Source organism: Nostocoides australiense Ben110, assembly GCF_001050535.1.
Classification (GTDB): Bacteria; Actinomycetota; Actinomycetes; order Actinomycetales; family Dermatophilaceae; genus Nostocoides_A; species Nostocoides_A australiense.
In genome coordinates, this window is the sequence record NZ_HG764815.1 from 1,549,911 (window position 1) to 1,566,787 (window position 16,877).

15 protein-coding genes and 1 pseudogene are annotated in these 16,877 nt (G+C 68.2%); 4 read left to right on the forward strand and 12 right to left on the reverse strand.

From position 1 onward, the window contains the following. Positions 1-233 precede the first annotated feature (233 nt). From BN11_RS07410 to BN11_RS25110, 3 genes and pseudogenes are all read left to right on the forward strand, one after another. Positions 234-425, forward strand: coding sequence for a hypothetical protein (locus tag BN11_RS07410; RefSeq protein WP_162213180.1), 192 nt, complete (start codon positions 234-236; stop codon positions 423-425). Between the two features lie 91 nt (positions 426-516). After that, positions 517-1,311 (forward strand): CPBP family intramembrane glutamic endopeptidase, encoded by a 795-nt coding sequence (locus tag BN11_RS07415; protein ID WP_048696242.1) that lies wholly within the window; start codon positions 517-519, stop codon positions 1,309-1,311. A gap of 88 nt (positions 1,312-1,399) precedes the next feature. Further along, positions 1,400-2,296, forward strand: a pseudogene (locus BN11_RS25110) (MFS transporter); the annotation flags it as partial. Between the two features lie 325 nt (positions 2,297-2,621). Here BN11_RS25110 and BN11_RS07425 read toward each other — a convergent pair. The 12 genes from BN11_RS07425 to BN11_RS07480 form a co-directional block, all read right to left on the reverse strand. Then, positions 2,622-3,569, reverse strand: a complete 948-nt coding sequence (locus BN11_RS07425) for an ABC transporter ATP-binding protein (RefSeq protein WP_048696244.1) — start codon at positions 3,567-3,569, stop codon at positions 2,622-2,624. Continuing rightward, entirely contained in the window at positions 3,569-4,405 is an 837-nt protein-coding gene (locus BN11_RS07430; RefSeq protein ID WP_048696246.1) for an ABC transporter permease, read from the reverse strand. Before BN11_RS07430 ends, BN11_RS07425 begins: the two co-directional genes overlap by 1 nt. Then, positions 4,398-5,204, reverse strand: coding sequence for an ABC transporter permease (locus BN11_RS07435; protein ID WP_235435403.1), 807 nt, complete (start codon positions 5,202-5,204; stop codon positions 4,398-4,400). The genes BN11_RS07430 and BN11_RS07435 overlap by 8 nt, the downstream gene beginning before the upstream one ends. A 46-nt stretch (positions 5,205-5,250) precedes the next feature. After that, complete coding sequence (locus BN11_RS07440; protein ID WP_048696248.1) at positions 5,251-5,787, reverse strand: ASCH domain-containing protein; 537 nt, start codon at positions 5,785-5,787, stop codon at positions 5,251-5,253. Positions 5,788-6,024: 237 nt separating this feature from the next. Then, entirely contained in the window at positions 6,025-7,986 is a 1,962-nt protein-coding gene (locus BN11_RS07445; RefSeq protein WP_048696250.1) for a PPC domain-containing protein, read from the reverse strand. 177 nt (positions 7,987-8,163) lie between these two features. Next, positions 8,164-8,907 (reverse strand): succinate dehydrogenase/fumarate reductase iron-sulfur subunit, encoded by a 744-nt coding sequence (locus tag BN11_RS07450; protein ID WP_048696252.1) that lies wholly within the window; start codon positions 8,905-8,907, stop codon positions 8,164-8,166. 10 nt (positions 8,908-8,917) lie between these two features. Beyond that, complete coding sequence (locus BN11_RS07455; RefSeq protein WP_048696254.1) at positions 8,918-10,921, reverse strand: fumarate reductase/succinate dehydrogenase flavoprotein subunit; 2,004 nt, start codon at positions 10,919-10,921, stop codon at positions 8,918-8,920. A 4-nt stretch (positions 10,922-10,925) separates the two neighbouring features. After that, a complete protein-coding gene (locus BN11_RS07460) occupies positions 10,926-11,621 on the reverse strand; it encodes a succinate dehydrogenase cytochrome b subunit (protein ID WP_048696256.1) in 696 nt (231 codons plus the stop codon). A gap of 150 nt (positions 11,622-11,771) precedes the next feature. Then, positions 11,772-13,028 (reverse strand): sugar ABC transporter permease, encoded by a 1,257-nt coding sequence (locus tag BN11_RS07465; RefSeq protein WP_048696259.1) that lies wholly within the window; start codon positions 13,026-13,028, stop codon positions 11,772-11,774. Continuing rightward, positions 13,025-13,846, reverse strand: coding sequence for an ATP-binding cassette domain-containing protein (locus tag BN11_RS07470; RefSeq protein ID WP_048696260.1), 822 nt, complete (start codon positions 13,844-13,846; stop codon positions 13,025-13,027). The genes BN11_RS07465 and BN11_RS07470 overlap by 4 nt, the downstream gene beginning before the upstream one ends. Before the next feature lie 29 nt (positions 13,847-13,875). Further along, entirely contained in the window at positions 13,876-15,027 is a 1,152-nt protein-coding gene (locus BN11_RS07475; RefSeq protein ID WP_083433600.1) for a substrate-binding domain-containing protein, read from the reverse strand. 149 nt (positions 15,028-15,176) lie between these two features. Beyond that, positions 15,177-16,364 (reverse strand): ROK family transcriptional regulator, encoded by a 1,188-nt coding sequence (locus BN11_RS07480; RefSeq protein ID WP_048696262.1) that lies wholly within the window; start codon positions 16,362-16,364, stop codon positions 15,177-15,179. 166 nt (positions 16,365-16,530) lie between these two features. On the opposite strand from BN11_RS07480, the gene BN11_RS07485 reads away from it, so the two are divergent. After that, on the forward strand, positions 16,531-16,877 hold a 347-nt coding region (locus BN11_RS07485; RefSeq protein ID WP_048696263.1), incomplete at its 3' end, for a biotin/lipoyl-containing protein.

The following is a 16,877-nucleotide window of genomic DNA, read 5'->3' on the forward strand; positions in this document are numbered from 1 at the left end:
CGCCCGCCTCCGCGTCGACGGCCCGGTGCGTCAGCCCGCGTAGGCCGCTGCGCGCGACGACCGCCGCGGCCGCGTCGAGCAGATCCTTGCGCCGCCCGGTGACGGGGGCGGGCAGACCGGCTGGGGCGACGTCGCGAGGCACTCGGCCATTGTGCCCTCGTCCAGCGGTTGCGGAATATTCACTACATCTGTAGTGTTGTCATCAGTACCACTACAAATGTAGAAGAACAGGAGTGAGCATGATCCTCAGCCACGCAGCCGCCGTCGCTACTTTCCTCACCGTCGTCCTCGCGATCGCCGGCGCCCTCGTCGCGCTCGCCCTCCTCGCGGCCGCCGGCGACTTCCTCGCCCGCAACCACACCATGCGGGTGCGCCGCCACCAGAGCGTCCCGGTCTACTACCGCCACCTCGTCACCGGCCACTGATCCGGCCACGGATCCGGCCACTGGTCGACGAGCCGGCCGCCCAGCGCGGCATACAGCTCGCATCCAGCTTCGGCGAGGCACACTTGCCCGTATGCCGTCGCTCACCGCCGCCGAGCCCGGTCCACTGCCGTGGACCGGGCTTTCGCGTCGCCACCTGGTCCTCGAGACCTGGCTGGTGCTCGGGGTCTCGCTCGGTGCGTCGGCGATCTGGTCGCTGCTGCGGATCATCGACCGGCTGACCGTGCACGTCGCGCTGAACCAGCAGACGACGAGCATGAACAACTCGGTCACGCCCGACCGCCCCTGGCTCGACCTGGCCTACCAGCTGACCGGCGTCATCCTCGGGGTGGTGCCCGCCCTCCTCGCCCTGCACCTGCTGCGCCGCGACGACGCCGGCGCCTGGCGCGCGATCGGCTGGGACCGGCAAGCGCCGGGCCGCGACCTGCTGGCCGGTGTCGGGCTGACCGCACTGATCGGCATACCCGGCTTGGGTCTGTATGCCGCGGCCCGGGCCCTGAACCTCAACACCACGATCGCGGCGGCGAACCTCACCGACCACTGGTGGACGATCCCCGTGCTCGTCCTGGCCGCCGCCCAGAATGCCGTCCTCGAAGAGGTCGTCATGGTCGGCTATCTGCTGACGCGCTGGCGGCAGGCCGGCTGGCCGGCCCCGCTCGCGATCGCCATCTCGGCGCTGGTGCGCGGCAGCTATCACCTCTATCAGGGCTTCGGCGGGTTCGCCGGCAATCTCGTCATGGGCCTGGTCTTCGGCTACCTCTACACCCGCACCCGCAGAGTGTTGCCCCTCGTCATCGCGCACACCCTGCTCGACGTCTTCGCCTTCGTCGGCTACACGCTGCTGAAGGATCACTTGTCCTGGCTGTAAATCCCCCGCCCTTGTCGGCGCCGACTGGCAGACTTCCCGCGTGCTGCGGCGACTGGGCTTCCCCGACTTCTCCCACCACAAGGCACTGGTGACCGGAGTCGGCATCGACGCGCTCGGCAGCGGCGTGTTCATGCCGGTCTCCATCCTCTACTTCCTGATGACCACCGAGGTCGGCAAGGCACAGGTCGGCCTGGCGATGAGCATCGCTGCGGCGCTGGCCGTCCCCTTCGTCCTCGCGGTGGGCGGGCTCGTCGACCGGCACGGTGCCAAGACGATCATCCTGGCGGGCAACGTGCTGCAGGCGGTGGCCTTTGTCGGCTACCTGTGGGCGCAGGACTTTTGGACCATCGTCGCCGTCCAGGCGTTGGCGAGCCTGGGGCAGAGCGCCTTCTGGGGCGCCTACTCCCCGCTCGTGGCCGCCTCGACTCCACCGGATCAGCGGGAAGTGTGGTTCGGCTTCCTCGGGGCGCTGCGCAATGTCGGGTTCGCCATCGGCGGCCTGGCTTCGGGCATCGTCGTCACGATCGGCACGAGCGCGGCCTATCACGCCGTCGTGCTCGTCAACGCCTTCAGTTATGTCCTCGCCTTCGCCGCGCTCGCGAAGGTCCCGGGCGGGCGGGCGGCGAGCGACGGCCCCCAGGACGCCGATGCGCCGGCGCACGGCGGCTGGGGCGTCCTGGCCCGCGACGGACGCTATCTCGGGCTGGTCGGCGCCAACGCGGCCTACGCGCTGTGCACGGTCTCGCTCAATATCGCCATCCCGGTCTACGCCATCGACGTGCTCAAGCTGCCCGGCTGGGTCAGCGGGGCGCTGTTCGTCGTCAACACGCTCATGGTCGGCTTCGGCCAGGGCCTGATCGTGCGCCGGATGGACGGGCATCGCCGTCACCAGATCGTCATCCTCGGTTTTGTCCTGTATGCCGCGGGCTTCCTCGCCCTCGCCGCGAGCGGCACCCTGCCGGTCGCGCTGGCCACCGCCGCGATCCCGGTCTCGGTCGCCATCTACACCCTCGGTGAACTGCCCCCCCCCCCCGCCGCTGTCCGCTGCGGCGGTCGACGGCGCTCCCGAGCGGCTACGCGGACGCAACCTGTCGGCATACCAGCTGTCCTGGGTCGCCTCCGGCATCATCGCGCCGGCACTCTATCTCGCCCTGCTCGCCCACGACCGTTTCAGCGTGTGGGCCACGCTGATCGGCATCGCCGCGCTCGGCTGCGTGGGTCTGCGAGCGCTTGCTCCTCGGATGCCCGCCGCGAGCGCCGTCGTCACCAGTGCTCAGGTGACCCACGCCTGAGAACCGAAGCGACACTGATCATCGGGACGCCGCATAGATGCGGCGCACGACGTCCTCGATGTCGGGCTCTTCGATGGCCAGGTCGAGCACGTCGGCGCGGGCCGAGACGGCGGCGAGCACGGCACCCGCCGAGGTCGCCTGCGGGTCGAACGCGAGGTGCTGCCGTGTGCCCTCGCCCTCGACCCCCACCAGGGCCGCACCGGGGATGTCGCGCAACTCCGCGACCCCCTCGTGCCCCGCCTGCGGCGCGAGGTCGACGACCATGACGCGTTCGGCCCCGACGGTTTTCGCGAGTCCGGAGAGGGTGCCGTCATAGGCCAGGCGCCCGTGGTCGACGACGAGCACCCGGTCGCAGAGGCGTTCGATGTCGCCCATGTCGTGGGTCGTCAGGAGCAGGGTCGTGCCGTGTTCGCGCCGCTCGGCACCGAGGAAGTCGCGCAGCCGCTGCTTGCTGAGCACGTCCAGTCCGATGGTGGGTTCGTCGAGGATGAGCAGGCGTGGCCGGTGGATCAACGAGGCCGCGATCTCGGCGCGCATCCGCTGCCCGAGGGAGAGCTGCCGCACCGGGGTGGACAGGAAGCCGCCCATCTCCAGCAGGTCCACCAGTTCACCGGAGCGCACGCGCGCGACTGCTGGATCCAGGCGGTGAATGGCGCCGAGGATCGTGAACGACTCCTGGAGAGGCAGGTCCCACCACAGCTGGCTGCGCTGGCCGAAGACGACCCCGATCTCGCGGGCCAGGGCGATCCGCTCACGCAGGGGGTCGCGCCCGCAGGTGCGCACCAGTCCCGACGTGGGCCGCAGGATGCCGGTGAGCATCTTGATCGTGGTCGACTTGCCGGCACCATTGGCCCCGATATAGCCGACGGCCTCGCCCGGTTCGACGGTGAAGCTGATGTGATCGACGGCTCGCAGCTTCTTGTACTCCCGCACGAGGTCCCGGGTCTCGATGATCTGCGTGGCCATCAGCCACCTCCTCCTTGGTAATGCCGTGTGCCGAATCGCCAGACGAGCCCCGCCAGCGCACAGCTGGCCAGGGCTGCCGCCGGCGAGGCCCACGCCAGCCAGCGCGGCACGAAGCCGTCGCCGGGCAGGTCGAGCAGGACGATCGTCGGCAGGTAGGCGACGAAGGCCGTGGGGATGACGAAGGTCCAGAAGATCCGCACCGGATCGGGGAAGATCGGCTGCGGCTGCTGCGCCGAATAGGACCCGCCATAGGTGAAGCCGTTGGTGAACTCCGGCCCGTTGATGAGGAAGAACTGCGCGCCCCCGGCCACCGTGAACAGGGCGGAGAAGATCACTGTCCCGCTGACGGTCGACAGCACGAGGAGGGCCCCCTTGGCGGGTGACCAGGCGACCTGCGCCATGGCCAGACCGACGACGAGCAGCACGAGAGCGACCGCCAGCCGGCCGATGCGTCGCAAGGAGATATCGCTGGTCATGAACTGCGCCAGCACCGGCAACGGCCGCACGTAGTAGGCGTCCACCTGCCCGGCCCGGATCACCTGGGGCAGGGTGTCGAGGTGACCGACGAGCATGTCGGCGAGGGAGAAACAGAGGTTGGACAGGGCGAAGACGACGATCGCCTGCCCGTAGGTCAACCCGCCGAAGACCGGCACATTGTGAAAGACCCCCCACACCTCCGCGAACTCGGTCACGCCGACGAGGAGCGTGCCGACGATATCGGTGACGAAAGACGCCCGGTACTGCCGCTGGGCCCGCATGCGGGCCCCGAGTATGACGCGGTAGGGCCGCAACCGTTCACCGACGGAGAGCGTGGGCCGGCCGGCCGGTTCAGCCACCCTGCACCTCCACCCGGCGCCGGCCGCGGGCGAGCACCCATTGCCCGACGACCGTGAGGACGAGCACCCAGAAGAGTTGGGAGACAACGGCGCTCACCGCGTCCGCGCCGGCGATGCGCCCGCTGAGGATGTCGAGGGGATGCTGGAGCATCGACGGGAACGGGGTGCACGACGCGACGGACTGCACCCACCCGGGGAACCAGGGCAACGGGAGATAGAGGCCACACAGCACCCCGCCCACCACCATCCACGCCAGCCGCAACCCGCGGATCTCGGTGAACCACAAGGCACTGAGGTTGAGGGAGAAGGCACCGAGGAAGGCGACGACAACGGCGAGAAGGATCGACAGCAACCCCAGCGCAGCCGACGGCATACCCGGCGGCCACGCGAGGTCGAACAGGAGGGCGCCGATCGCCAACGTCGGGATCGCTCGGGCCACAAGGCCGACGCCGGCGCGCCCGACGTCGCCGGCCAGGTAGACCAGCATCGGGTTGACCGGCCGGAGGAAGTCGACGGCGATGTCGCCGCTGCGCACGCGGTCGGCGACGAGCGAGAAGCCCCACAGGTTGATCGTGCCGAGCAGCGCCTGACCCCACCAGACGAACGCGGCGGCGGTCCGCGCGTCATACCCCCCGACGGCCGCACCGGCCGACGCGACGGTGGCCAGGGCGATGGCCGCCCGGATGATCCCGAAGACGCTGTTCGTCGAGATGCCCGCCAGCAGCGCCAGCCGGTATGTCGTCTGCTGGCGGAACCCCGACCGCACCAGCAGCGCGGTGGTGCGCAGGACGCGCGTCATCGCGGGGAGGGGAGGCCAGGCACGATCCCCGAGCTTATGGGATCGGTCAGGCGTTGCGCGCGGTCGGGTAGAGGACCCGGAAGCGCTGGCAGACCACCGGCATGTCGCTGGTGAAGCCCGCGCTGCTGTATGCCGTGAAGAAGCGCTCGTGGATCTCGCGCCACGATTCCAGGGTCAGGTCGCCCTCACCCTCGGACCTGGCGTGCTCGGCGTCGACCTGATCGAAGGGCACGATCGACACTGCGGTGGTCTCGATGACGGCACGCGGATGTGCCCTGCCGTCGAGGATGATCGCCAGGTCGCCGGGCCGCTCCGGTTCGTCGCCGTCGGCCTCGTAGTCCGCGAGGGCGCCCGCGGTGCCGGTCTTGGTCCCGGCCAGCACGAGCGCGAGCAGGTCGTCGGCGTGCTCCGGGGTCGCCCCGAAGGCCCACGCGGGCGGGATGAGCGTGCTCGCGGCAGTTTCGCCGGCGTATGTCGCCACCGGGTTCAGTCGCAGTTTGACCTTCGCGATCTCCCAGAACTGGCCCAGCTCGTCAGGGTCGACGATCGGGCCCTCGCTCGCGGGAGGCTGTTCAGCTGTCATGGGACGTCGGCCTCCGCGTGGGATCGGTCGAAAAACGGCGTGAAGGTGAGGCGTCGCAGCGACGCAGGGGGAACCGGTTGCGTACCGCACACTCGCGCACCTCGATGTCGGCCATGACCCCACCATGCCACACGAGCGGGATTGAGCGCGGAAGCGGCCACCGTCACGACGACGTGCGCTCCCGACGTCTTTCCGTCGAGAGCGCACGTCGTTACGAGTGACGCTGGAGGTCCGGCATCAGCGCTTCGTGAATGCCCACGCCGAGACGTTCAGCGTGTTCTCCAGGCCGGTGAAGCCTTCGGCGGGGATGTACTCGTCGGTGCCGAAGTCGGTGTCCGTGTCATCGGCGGTGCCGCCGACTCCGTCGGGGCCGACGCCGAAGAGGTCCACGAAGCCGGTGCCGCCGGCATCCATCAGGTTGGCCGTTTCGTTGGTGTTGTTGGTGTGGTAGTTGCCGATGAGATGCCCCACCTCGTGGGCCACGACATTGCCGACCGCCTGCGAGACGAAGGCGACCCGGTCGCTCGACTCGTTCATGTAGGTGTTCAGCGAGTACGCCGGTCCACTCGCCTCCGACATCGCGTCGAGCAGCACCAGCGCCTGGTCGTCCATGGCGTAGTTGCCCGGGTCGATGTACTGGGCGATGCCGATCGTGCTGATGCCGGACTCGGCGATGGTGCCGCCGACGATGACCCGGCTGACGCGGGCCTTGCCGTAGATGTCGGCACTGTTCTGCGAGTTGACGATCGTGACCTGGACGTTGGGGTTGAGGCCCTTGGCCCTCAGGTCCCACTTGAGGTTCTCGTTGACCTCGGTGGTGATCTTGTTGATCAACTCGCGTTCCTGGGACTTGCTCAGACCCCAGCTGGAGAGGAAGGCGTTGAACGGCGAAAGCGTGCGGACGCCCGAGCCGCCCCAGATGGCCGTGTTGACCCGCTGTCCGTTGAAGTCCAGGAAGATCCGCTGGACCGGCCCCGGAGCGAGTTGGCCCCCGGGCCGATAGGCCTCGAGGGCGACCTGGTAGTCACCTTGCGCGCCGTCGACCTGCAGGGCGTACCAGCCGGCCTGCTCAGCGACATAGGCGAGTGCGGTCGTGCCCGCACCAGGAAGCGGCGAGTTCGGCGGGTAGAGGAAGGAGGCGTCCATCTCCTCCGCGCCCACCATCTCGGTGCCGTCGGGGCGGAAGACGGTCAGGCTGTCGGCACCCGAGAGGCCAGACCCGCCGAGCACGTCACCGGGACGCAGCCAGACGGCGTAGAAGTCCTTGTCGACAGTCGTGCGGGTCATCGCCAGCGGGTAGTCCCCCTCGCGTCCCACGCCGTTGCCGGACCCGGAGTCCATGGGGTCGGCGGGGAAGGAGCCGCCGGACTTGTACCCGACCACGGCCGCGTAGTAGGTGCCACTCTCGGTCACGTCGTACGTCAGCAGACTCGCCAGCCCCGATCCCGCGTCGTCGTCCACCGCGAGGAGGGTGCCGTCGGCGCTGTAGAGGCCGATGAGGGTGTCCAGCGTCCCGCCGGAGGTGTCGAGGATCAACTGCTCCCCCGCAACGGCGGTGATGGAGTAGAAGTCGACGTCACCCGTGCCGTCGCCGGCGGAGCCGTGGGGGCCGTCGCCGATGGTGCCCGTCGTGGTGGTCTTCTCGCGGGGTCCCAAGCCGGAGTCGCCGGCGAGCGGGATCGACCCGTTGTCCTCGGGAACCGGAGCCAGGGTGGTTTCGCTGAGGCTGTACTGCTGCTGGCTTCCCAGGATCCGCACCCTGTTGTTCTTGCCGGCTGCGGTGCCGAAGACGCCGATCCGCTCCGCTTCCGCTCTGCTGTCGTTGGACTGCGTCCCGTCGATCTCCTTCTCGTCGTAGATCGCGGGAGCCCGCAGGTTCCCTCCGGACGCCGCGCGCTTGTTCTCCTCGAGCCGGGACGACCTTGCCCTCTCGGCGGCTCCCTTGCGGAGCACCGACTTCCAATAGGAGTAGTCGACGCTGGACTGGTCGAGGACCATGCCGAGATACGGGTTGGTTGCCGCAGCACTGCCGCTGCGGACGCTCGACGATTTCGGCGCGACCTGTACTCCGGCATGCAGCGATCGAGCCTCGTCCGCGGTCACGCGGCCATCACCGCTCGAGGTGCCGGCGATGCCCGCGGTAGGGGCGACGACCAGCGCGAATGCGGCGGCCGAGACGACACATGGAATCTTCTTCACAAACCCTCCCCAGGGCTGCTCGGATGGCGCCGGGCCACGGGGCTGTGACCCGGACCACCATCGGTCTGCCGGACGTTACCGCTGACCGGCGGGGGCCGCATCCGGAGAAAACACTGCATCCGGCCCTGCGGACCGGATGCATTGCGGCAGAACGCGATTACGGAAGGTAAATTCTTCCTATAGGCGTCCTGACTTGGCCTTCCGCATGTCGGCGTTGAGTTGCGAGATGACATCGAGAGGGATCCCCTTGGGGCAGGCGTGGCTGCATTCGCCGATGTTCGTGCATCCACCGAAGCCCTCGGCGTCGTGGGTGGCGACCATGGCCGCAACCCGCTGGGCCCGTTCCGGCTGACCCTGGGGGAGTTCGCCGAGATGGGTGACCTTGGCGCCCATGAAGAGCATGCCGGAGGCGTTAGGGCAGGCGGCGACGCAGGCGCCACAGCCGATGCACTCGGCGGCCATGAACGCTCGGTCCGCGTTCTCCTTGGGCACCAGGATTGCCTCGGCCTTGGGGGCGGCACCGGTATTGGCGGAGATGAAGCCGCCGGCCTGGATGATCCGGTCGAAGGCGGTGCGGTCGACGACCAGGTCCCGCAGGACCGGGAAGGCGGTGGCGCGCCACGGCTCGATGGTGATCGTCTCGCCGTCCTTGAAGCTGCGCATGTGCAGTTGGCAGGTCGTCGTCTTCTCGGGGCCATGCGCGTCGCCGGAGATCATCAGGCCGCACATGCCGCAAATGCCCTCGCGGCAGTCGGAGTCGAAGGCGACCGGCTCCTTGCCCTCGGCGTTGAGGCGCTCGTTGAGAACATCGAGCATCTCCAGGAAGGACATGTCCGGGGAGATGTCCGGGACCTGGTAGGTGACGAGTTCACCCCGTGCGGTGGGGCCGTCCTGGCGCCAGATCTTCAGTGTCAGATTCACGACGGTCCTTCTACTTGTACGAGCGCTGCTTGAGCTGGATGAATTCGTAGGCGAGGTCTTCCTTGTGCAGGACGGGCGCGCCCATCTCGCCCTCACCCGAGCCGCCGGCATACTCCCAGGCGGCGACGTAGAGGAATTCGTCGTCGTGGCGCAGGGCTTCGCCGTCCTCGGTCTGGGACTCGGCGCGGAAGTGGCCACCGCACGACTCGCGCCGGTGCAGCGCGTCGATGCACATCAACTCGCCGAGCTCGAGGAAGTCGGCGACCCGGCCGGCCTTCTCCAGGCTCTGGTTCAGCGTGTCGGCGGCGCCGAGCACACGCACATTGCGCCAGAACTCCGCCCGCAGGGAGCGGATCAGATCGATCGCTTTCATCAGGCCGGTCTCGGTGCGCTCCATCCCGCAGTACTCCCACATGATGTGGCCGAGTTCCTTGTGGAAGGAGTCGACGGACCGTTCGCCGTTGATCGCCAGCAGGCGCCGCGTGCGGTCCTCGACCGACGTGCGCGCCTCGGCCACCGACGGGTCGTTCTCGTCGAGCGTGGGATAGGGCCCTTTGGCAAGGTAGTCGCGGATGGTGTTGGGCAGCACGAAATAGCCGTCCGCGAGGCCCTGCATCAGGGCCGAGGCGCCGAGACGGTTGGCGCCGTGGTCGGAGAAGTTCGCCTCACCGGTGACGAACAGGCCCGGGATCGAGGACTGGAGGTCGTAGTCGACCCACAGGCCGCCCATGGTGTAGTGCACGGCGGGGTAGATCCGCATCGGCGTCTCGTACGGGTTCTCGCCCGTGATCCGGGCGTACATGTCGAAGAGGTTGCCGTATTTCGCCTCGACGGCCGGCTTGCCCAGCCGGGCGATCGCGTCGGCGAAGTCGAGGTAGACACCCCGCCGGAAGTCGCCGACCATCGGGCCGACGCCGCGGCCCTCGTCGCACATGTTCTTCGCCTGGCGGGAGGCGATGTCGCGCGGGACCAGGTTGCCGAAGGCCGGGTAGATCCGCTCGAGGTAGTAGTCGCGATCCTCTTCGGGGATCTGCCGCGGGTCCTTCTCGCAGTCCTCCTTGCGCTTGGGCACCCAGATCCGCCCGTCGTTGCGGAGGGATTCGGACATCAGCGTCAGCTTGGACTGGTGGTCGCCGGAGACGGGTATGCAGGTCGGGTGGATCTGCGTGTAGCACGGGTTGCCGAAGTAGGCGCCCTTGCGGTGGGCACGCCAGTTCGCCGTGACATTGGAGCCCATGGCGTTGGTCGAGAGGAAGAAGACGTTGCCGTAGCCACCGGACGCGAGCACGACCGCGTCGGCGAGGTGGGTCTCGATCTCACCGGTGACGAGGTTGCGGGCGATGATCCCGCGGGCCTGGCCGTCCGCCACGATCAGTTCGAGCATCTCGTGCCGGGCGTACATCTCGACGGTGCCGGCGGCGATCTGCCGCTCCAGCGCCTGGTAGGCGCCGATGAGCAGCTGCTGGCCGGTCTGGCCGCGGGCGTAGAAGGTCCGGGATACCTGCACGCCACCGAACGAGCGGTTGTCGAGCAGGCCGCCGTACTCGCGGGCGAAGGGCACGCCCTGCGCGACGCACTGGTCGATGATGTTGGCGCTGACCTCGGCGAGCCGGTAGACGTTGGTCTCGCGGGCGCGGTAGTCGCCGCCCTTGACCGTGTCGTAGAAGAGGCGATAGATCGAGTCGCCGTCCTCCTTGTAGTTCTTCGCCGCGTTGATGCCGCCCTGGGCGGCGATCGAGTGCGCCCGTCGGGGGCTGTCCTGGAAGCAGAAGGACTTCACGTGGTAGCCGGCCTCGCCGAGCGTGGCACCGGCGGCCGCCCCGGCCAGGCCGGTGCCGACGATGATCACCGACAGCTTGCGCCGGTTGGCCGGGTTGACCAGCGATGCGTCGAACTTGCGCAAGGTCCACTTGTTCTCGATCGGACCGGCGGGGGCCTTGGTGTCCGCGATCGGGGCGCCGACAGAGTAGTAGTCGGCGTCGACGCCTTCGGGCTTGTTCAGGGTCTCAGTCATGTGATCAGTCCACGATTCCGAAGAGGATGCACAGCGGCGGGATGAGGAAGGCGGTGGGAACGAGGGACCCGATGAAGTGCGCGAGGAACTTCGCGTTGCGGCGCGCCGCGGTCGTCGAGGTCCACCCGAGGGTCTGGGCGGCACTCCAGATGCCGTGGTGGAGATGGAATGCGAGCGCGATCACGGCCACCGCGTAGATCAGGACGAGCCACCACTTGTCGAAGCTGTTGACGACATTGGCGTACGGCGTCGGCTGCTCGCCCTGCGGGCGGATGGTGTGCGTGGTCAGGTGCAGGAGGTGGAAGATCACGAAGAGCAGCAACGCGATGCCGCCGAAGCGCATCGTGCGCGAGGCGAGCGAGGACGCCGCGGCCTTCTTCACCGCATACTTCGTGCTCCGCGCGCCGTTGGCCCGGCCCCACAGAGTCAGCGCCGCGTAGACGTGCAGGGCGAGCGCGGCGATCAACACCAGCCGGAAGACCCACAGGAAGCCCGAGTAGGGCAGCATCGGCTCGCCGAGCGTGCGCAGGTGATGGGCGTAGTTGTTGAAGGCGTCGGGACCGCCGAGCACCATCAAGTTGCCGTAGGCATGCGCAAGCACGTAGAAGACGAAGAGCAGGCCGCTTCCGGCCATCAGGAGTTTGAGCCCGATGGAGGACCGCACGGCCGGCGTGGACGCAGGGAGGGTCGATGTTGCCACGGGGAAAACCTATCGCCAGAGGGGCTGGTGCGTCTGCTCAGGTGGCCCTTCGCGGGTGTGAAATTGTCCCTACTTTTGGGTATGCCGTCGCCCCAGCTCCTCGCGACGGTCACCGGCGCAGGGGGCTGAGCCCGAATCCGGGCCGGCCGCCTAGGCGCGGCCGTGGGCGGCGCGGCTGCGGCGGGAGAGGCTATCGATGATAACGGCGAGCAGGAGGACGCCCCCGGTGACCATGAACTTGTAGCTCGTGTCCAGACTCAGCAGTCCGAGGCCGTTGGAGATGGACTGGATCACCAAGATGCCGAGCAGGGCGGAATATGCCGATCCGCGCCCGCCGAAGAGGCTGGTGCCGCCGATCACGGCTGCGGCGATGGCGTTGAGGTTGGTGTCGGCGCCGCCGCTGCTCTGACTGACCGAGGCCAGTCGGGCGGCGGCGAAGACGCCACCGAGAGCAGCGAAGACGGAGCAGAGGGCGAAGACCGTCAGATAGATGCGCTTGACGTTGATGCCCGCGCGGCGGGCGGCTTCGACATTGCCGCCGACGGCCATGACCGACCGGCCCCACCGGGTGCGGCGGATGACCAGGTCCATGACGACGACCAGGGCGATGAAGACGAGCACCATGTAGGAGACGCCGCGGTCGCGGCCGAGGATGTAGACGGCCGCCAGCAGGATCACCGCGAGAATCCCGGCCCGGGCCAGCACGACGCTGGTCGGCGTGGCCGAGAGCCCGGCCGCAACACGCTTGCGGCCCTGGACCATCTTCGCGGCGAGCGAAGCACCGACGGCCAGCAACACGAGCAGATAGGCGACGACATCGGGGACGAACTTCTGCGAGGCGAACTGCACGATGTCGGAGTTGAAGGAGAGATTGATCGTGCCGTCCTTGCCGAGCACCTTGATCTGCAATCCGAGGAAGGCCAGGAGCCCGGCAAGGGTGATGACGAAACTCGGCACCCCGTAGCGGTTGAACAGCAGGCCATACAGCACACCGATGACGACACCGACGAGCAGTGCGACTCCTATGGCGAGTCCTGAGGTCCAGCCATGGTGGACGAATCCGACGGCGAGCACCGCGCCGGCCAGACCACTGACCGACCCGACGGACAGATCGATCTCGCCGAGCAGCAGGACGAGCACGATCCCAATGGCGATAGTGCCGGTCGGAACCATCTGCAGGGTCAGGTTGACGAGATTGCGGCTGGAGAGGAAGGCAGGGTTGAGGGCATAGAAGACCCCCCAGATGATGATGAGTCCGACGACCACGGGCATGGAGCCGAGATCACCGGATCGCAGTCGCGCAAGTGAGCCCTTGAGCCACCCCGAGAGGCCTTCGTCGGCGATGAAGCGTTCGTCCTGCCGGTCAGCGGGCAGCGCGAGGGTGGGGTCGTTGGCCGGGGCGCTCACAGCTGCTCCTCGATAGTGTCCTGGGTGGGGGTCGCGTCGGGGTCGCGGCGGGCCGCCCGCTCCGAGACGGCGTTGTTGGTCGCCCCGGTGATGGCGGCGATGATCTCTTGGCTCGTCGTGTCGGCCACCCGGAACTCGCCGTTGTTGCGACCGAGTCGCAGCACGACGACGCGGTCGGCGACCGCCATCACGTCAGACATATTGTGCGAGATCAAGATGACCCCAAGTCCGCTCTCCCGCAGGCGTTCCACGAGATTGAGCACCTCGGCTGTCTGGGCAACACCGAGCGCGGCCGTCGGCTCGTCGAGCATGACGACTTTGGGTTTGCCGAGCAATGACCGCGCGATCGCGACGGTCTGCCGCTGGCCACCGGACAGCGAGGCCACGGGGATCCGCACGCTGGGGATCTTGGCGGACAGCTCTCGCAGAAGCCGCCAGGACTCCTTCTCCATGGCGACCTCGTCGAGCATCCCGGCCCCGGTCACCTCGCTGCCGAGGAAGAGGTTGGCGACGACGTCGAGGTTGTCGCACAGGGCGAGATCCTGGAACACGGTGGCGATGCCGAGGCGCTGGGCCTCGGCCGGGGAGGTGATGTCGACCTTGGATCCGTCGAACGTCACCTCCCCCTCGTCGGGCTGGTAGACCCCGGCGATGGCCTTCACCAGGGTGGACTTGCCCGCACCGTTGTCGCCGACGAGAGCCACCACCTCTCCGGGACTCACGTCGAATTCGATGTCCTTGAGGGCCTGGACGGCGCCGAAGCGCTTGGAGATCCCCCGCATGGACAAGACCGGCGCGGCCGGAGAGGTGGTGGTCATCCGTGACTCACTTCGTGTTGGTCGGAGAACTACTTGATGCCGGCGGCGGTGCAGGCGGCAGCAAACTCACCGGTGCAGATGTCGGTGACCGTGTAGAAGCCGTCGGCCACGATCGTGTCCATAATGTTGTCCTTGGTGACGACGACCGGCTCGAGCAGGGTCGATGGGACACCATCCTTGTCGGTCGAGGACGTCACGGCCCCGCCTCCGGCAAGGGCCACGGCGTTCTTCGCCGCGTCCTCGGCCTCGGGCTTGATCGCCTTGTAGATCGTCAGCGCCTGGTCGCCGCTGATGACCCGCTGGATCGCGGCCAGTTCGGCGTCCTGGCCCGTGACCGGTGGCAGCGGGTCGACCCCGCCGCCCTTGAGGGCGGCGATGGCGCCGCCGGCGGTGCCGTCGTTGGCGGCATACACACCGACGAGGCCGGACTTGACCGCGGACAGCTGGGACTCCATCCACGTCTGTGCCTTGTCGGGGCTCCAGTCCGGGGTGTCGTATTCGGCCTTGATCGTGAACCCGCTCTTGTCAAGAACGCTGTGTGCGCCGGCCTTGAAGTCGGCCGCATTGGCGTCGGTGGGCGAGCCGTTGATCATGACGATGTCGCCGCTGGTCTTGCCGGCCGCCTTGAGGGCATCGACCAAACCGGTGCCCTGCAACTCGCCGACCTTCTTGTTGTCGAAGGAGACGTAGTAGTCGCTGCCCGCGACGAAGCGGTCATAGGCGATGACTTTGACGCCCTGTCCCTTGGCGTTGGCGACGATGGTCTGGGCGGACTTGCCGTCGACGGCGTCGAGGACGAGCACCTTGGCGCCCTGGGTCAGCGCGGCCTCGGCCTGTTGCTGCTGTTTGGCGGCGTCCTGGTCGGCATTGGAGTAGAGGATCTCGCAGTCGGCGCAGGCGGCCTTGACCGCCGCCTCGAACAGCGGGCGGTCGAAGGTCTCATAGCGGGTGGTCTTCGACTCCGGCAGCAGCAGGGCGATCTTGCCCCCGCCGGCGCCGGCGCTGGATGCCGATTCGGAGGCCGATGCGGACGCCGACCCCGAACCAGAGGTGGCCGCCGCCGACCCCGAACTGGTCGAGGAGGTGGTGGAGGAATTCGTGCCGCAGGCGGCGATGGCCGTCACGGACATCGCCGCGACGATGGCTAGGGATGCGGCGCGCGGGGCGCGGAGAGTGTGCATCGGGTCTCCTGATCGGTGTCGGTTGCGACGGCTGTGTCACAACTCAGCGGAATTCAACTCCGGACAGTCTTTGTCGTCAAGAAGTGAAGACAAAGCTGCCCGAACTGTGACCGACGGATCACTCGCGGCACGATCACCGCGGGACCCGTTCAGGCCAGGGCGAGCCCTGCGCGCTGCGCCGTTTCCCGCATCTCGTGGGCCAGATGGAGTGCGCCGATGACATCCGCCTCGTCGCCGAGGACTCCGGGGACGATCGTCACCGATTGCCCGGCACTCGGCAGGGCGCAGCGTTCGATCGTGCGCCGTGCCGGCCCGAGAAGCAACTCGCCGACGCGCGCCATCTGGCCACCGACTGAGATCATCTGTGGGTTGAGGAGATTGACCACGGCCGACAGGGCAGACCCCAGCGCGTCACCGGCGTCACCGAGAACCCGTTGACACGCGGTGTCCCCCGCCAGGGCCCGGGAGATCACGTCCTTGAGGGTGACACCGCCGTGGGTAGGCCGCAGGGCATCGAGGATGGCGGCCGACCCGACCACCGTGTCGAGACAGCCCCGGTTGCCACAGCGGCATACAGCTCCGCGGTCGTCGATCGTCACGTGACCGATCTCGCCGGCCGTGCCTGCGCTCCCCCGATACAACGAGCCGTCAATGATCAGGCCGGCTCCGACGCCATAGCTCATCTTCACGTGAATGGCATCTTGAACCCCTTGCAGGGCACCGGCATTCAGTTCGCCGATGGCCGCCAGGTTCGCCGTGTTGTCCACCTGCGTGGGGGTTCGCAGCGCATCCCCGGCCGCGACTTCGATGTCCACTCCACGCCATCCCGGCAGAATCCCCGAGCTGCCGACCTGACCGGAGACGGAGTCGATCGGCGCCGGGATCCCGACACCGACCGCCAACAACTCCGAGGGCTCGTGCCCGAGTTGCTCGAGCAGGTCGGCGATGAGGATGGCCGCGCGGTTGAGACCCTCGTCGGCGGCGTGCTCGGCGGGCAGGGGCATCCGCGTGCTACTGAGGATCCGCTCCGGCGACGCGGCCACCGCGACCCGCACATCGCGATCCCCGAAGACCATCGCGCCGATGACCCCGTCGGGCGTCGCCAGCGCCACGTGCACCGCGCGCCGGCCGTTGCGGGTGCCGGGCGTGAGTGAGACAACCCCGGCTGCATGCAGATCGCGCACCATATTGGAGACGGTGGCCGCGCTCAGGCCGGTCTGTTCGGCGATTTCGACCTGGGTGAGCGAGCCCAAGCTGGTCACCGTGTCGAGCACCCTCAGCAGGTTGCGTTCGCGCAGCGAACTCTGGGAGCCGGGGGCGGGACTCGCTGAGTTCACGTCCTAAAGCTAAGCAGAAGGTCAGGTGCCTGGGGAAGGGTCCCCCGCGGCACATACGATCGAGGTATCGCTTCCGAGTCACGGCATCCGGCCTGACTTCACGAGGTTCGGCAGGCCCGCAATGGGCCTCGATGCGTACGTTGAGGGTCGAAGAGAGGACGCTTTCATGGCGCAGTTCGTGGTCATGCCGAAGGCCGGCAATTCGGTCGAGTCCTGCATCCTGCTGTCCTGGCAGGTTGCCGTGGGCGATGCTGTCGAGGAGGCCTCGATCCTGTGCGAGGCCGAGACCGACAAGTCGACGATCGAGGTGCCAGCCGGCGTCAGCGGCACGGTTCTCGCGCTGATCGCCGATCCGGGCGACGAGATCCCGGTCATGGACGTGATCGCGGTCGTCGGTGAACCCGGCGAGAGCTTCGAGCTGCCCGAATCAGCCGGCCCCCCTGTGCCCGAGCAGGCCGCTCCCCCAACGGCATCCGCACCGGCCGCCGTTTCGGCCGCCTCGGACGCGCCGGC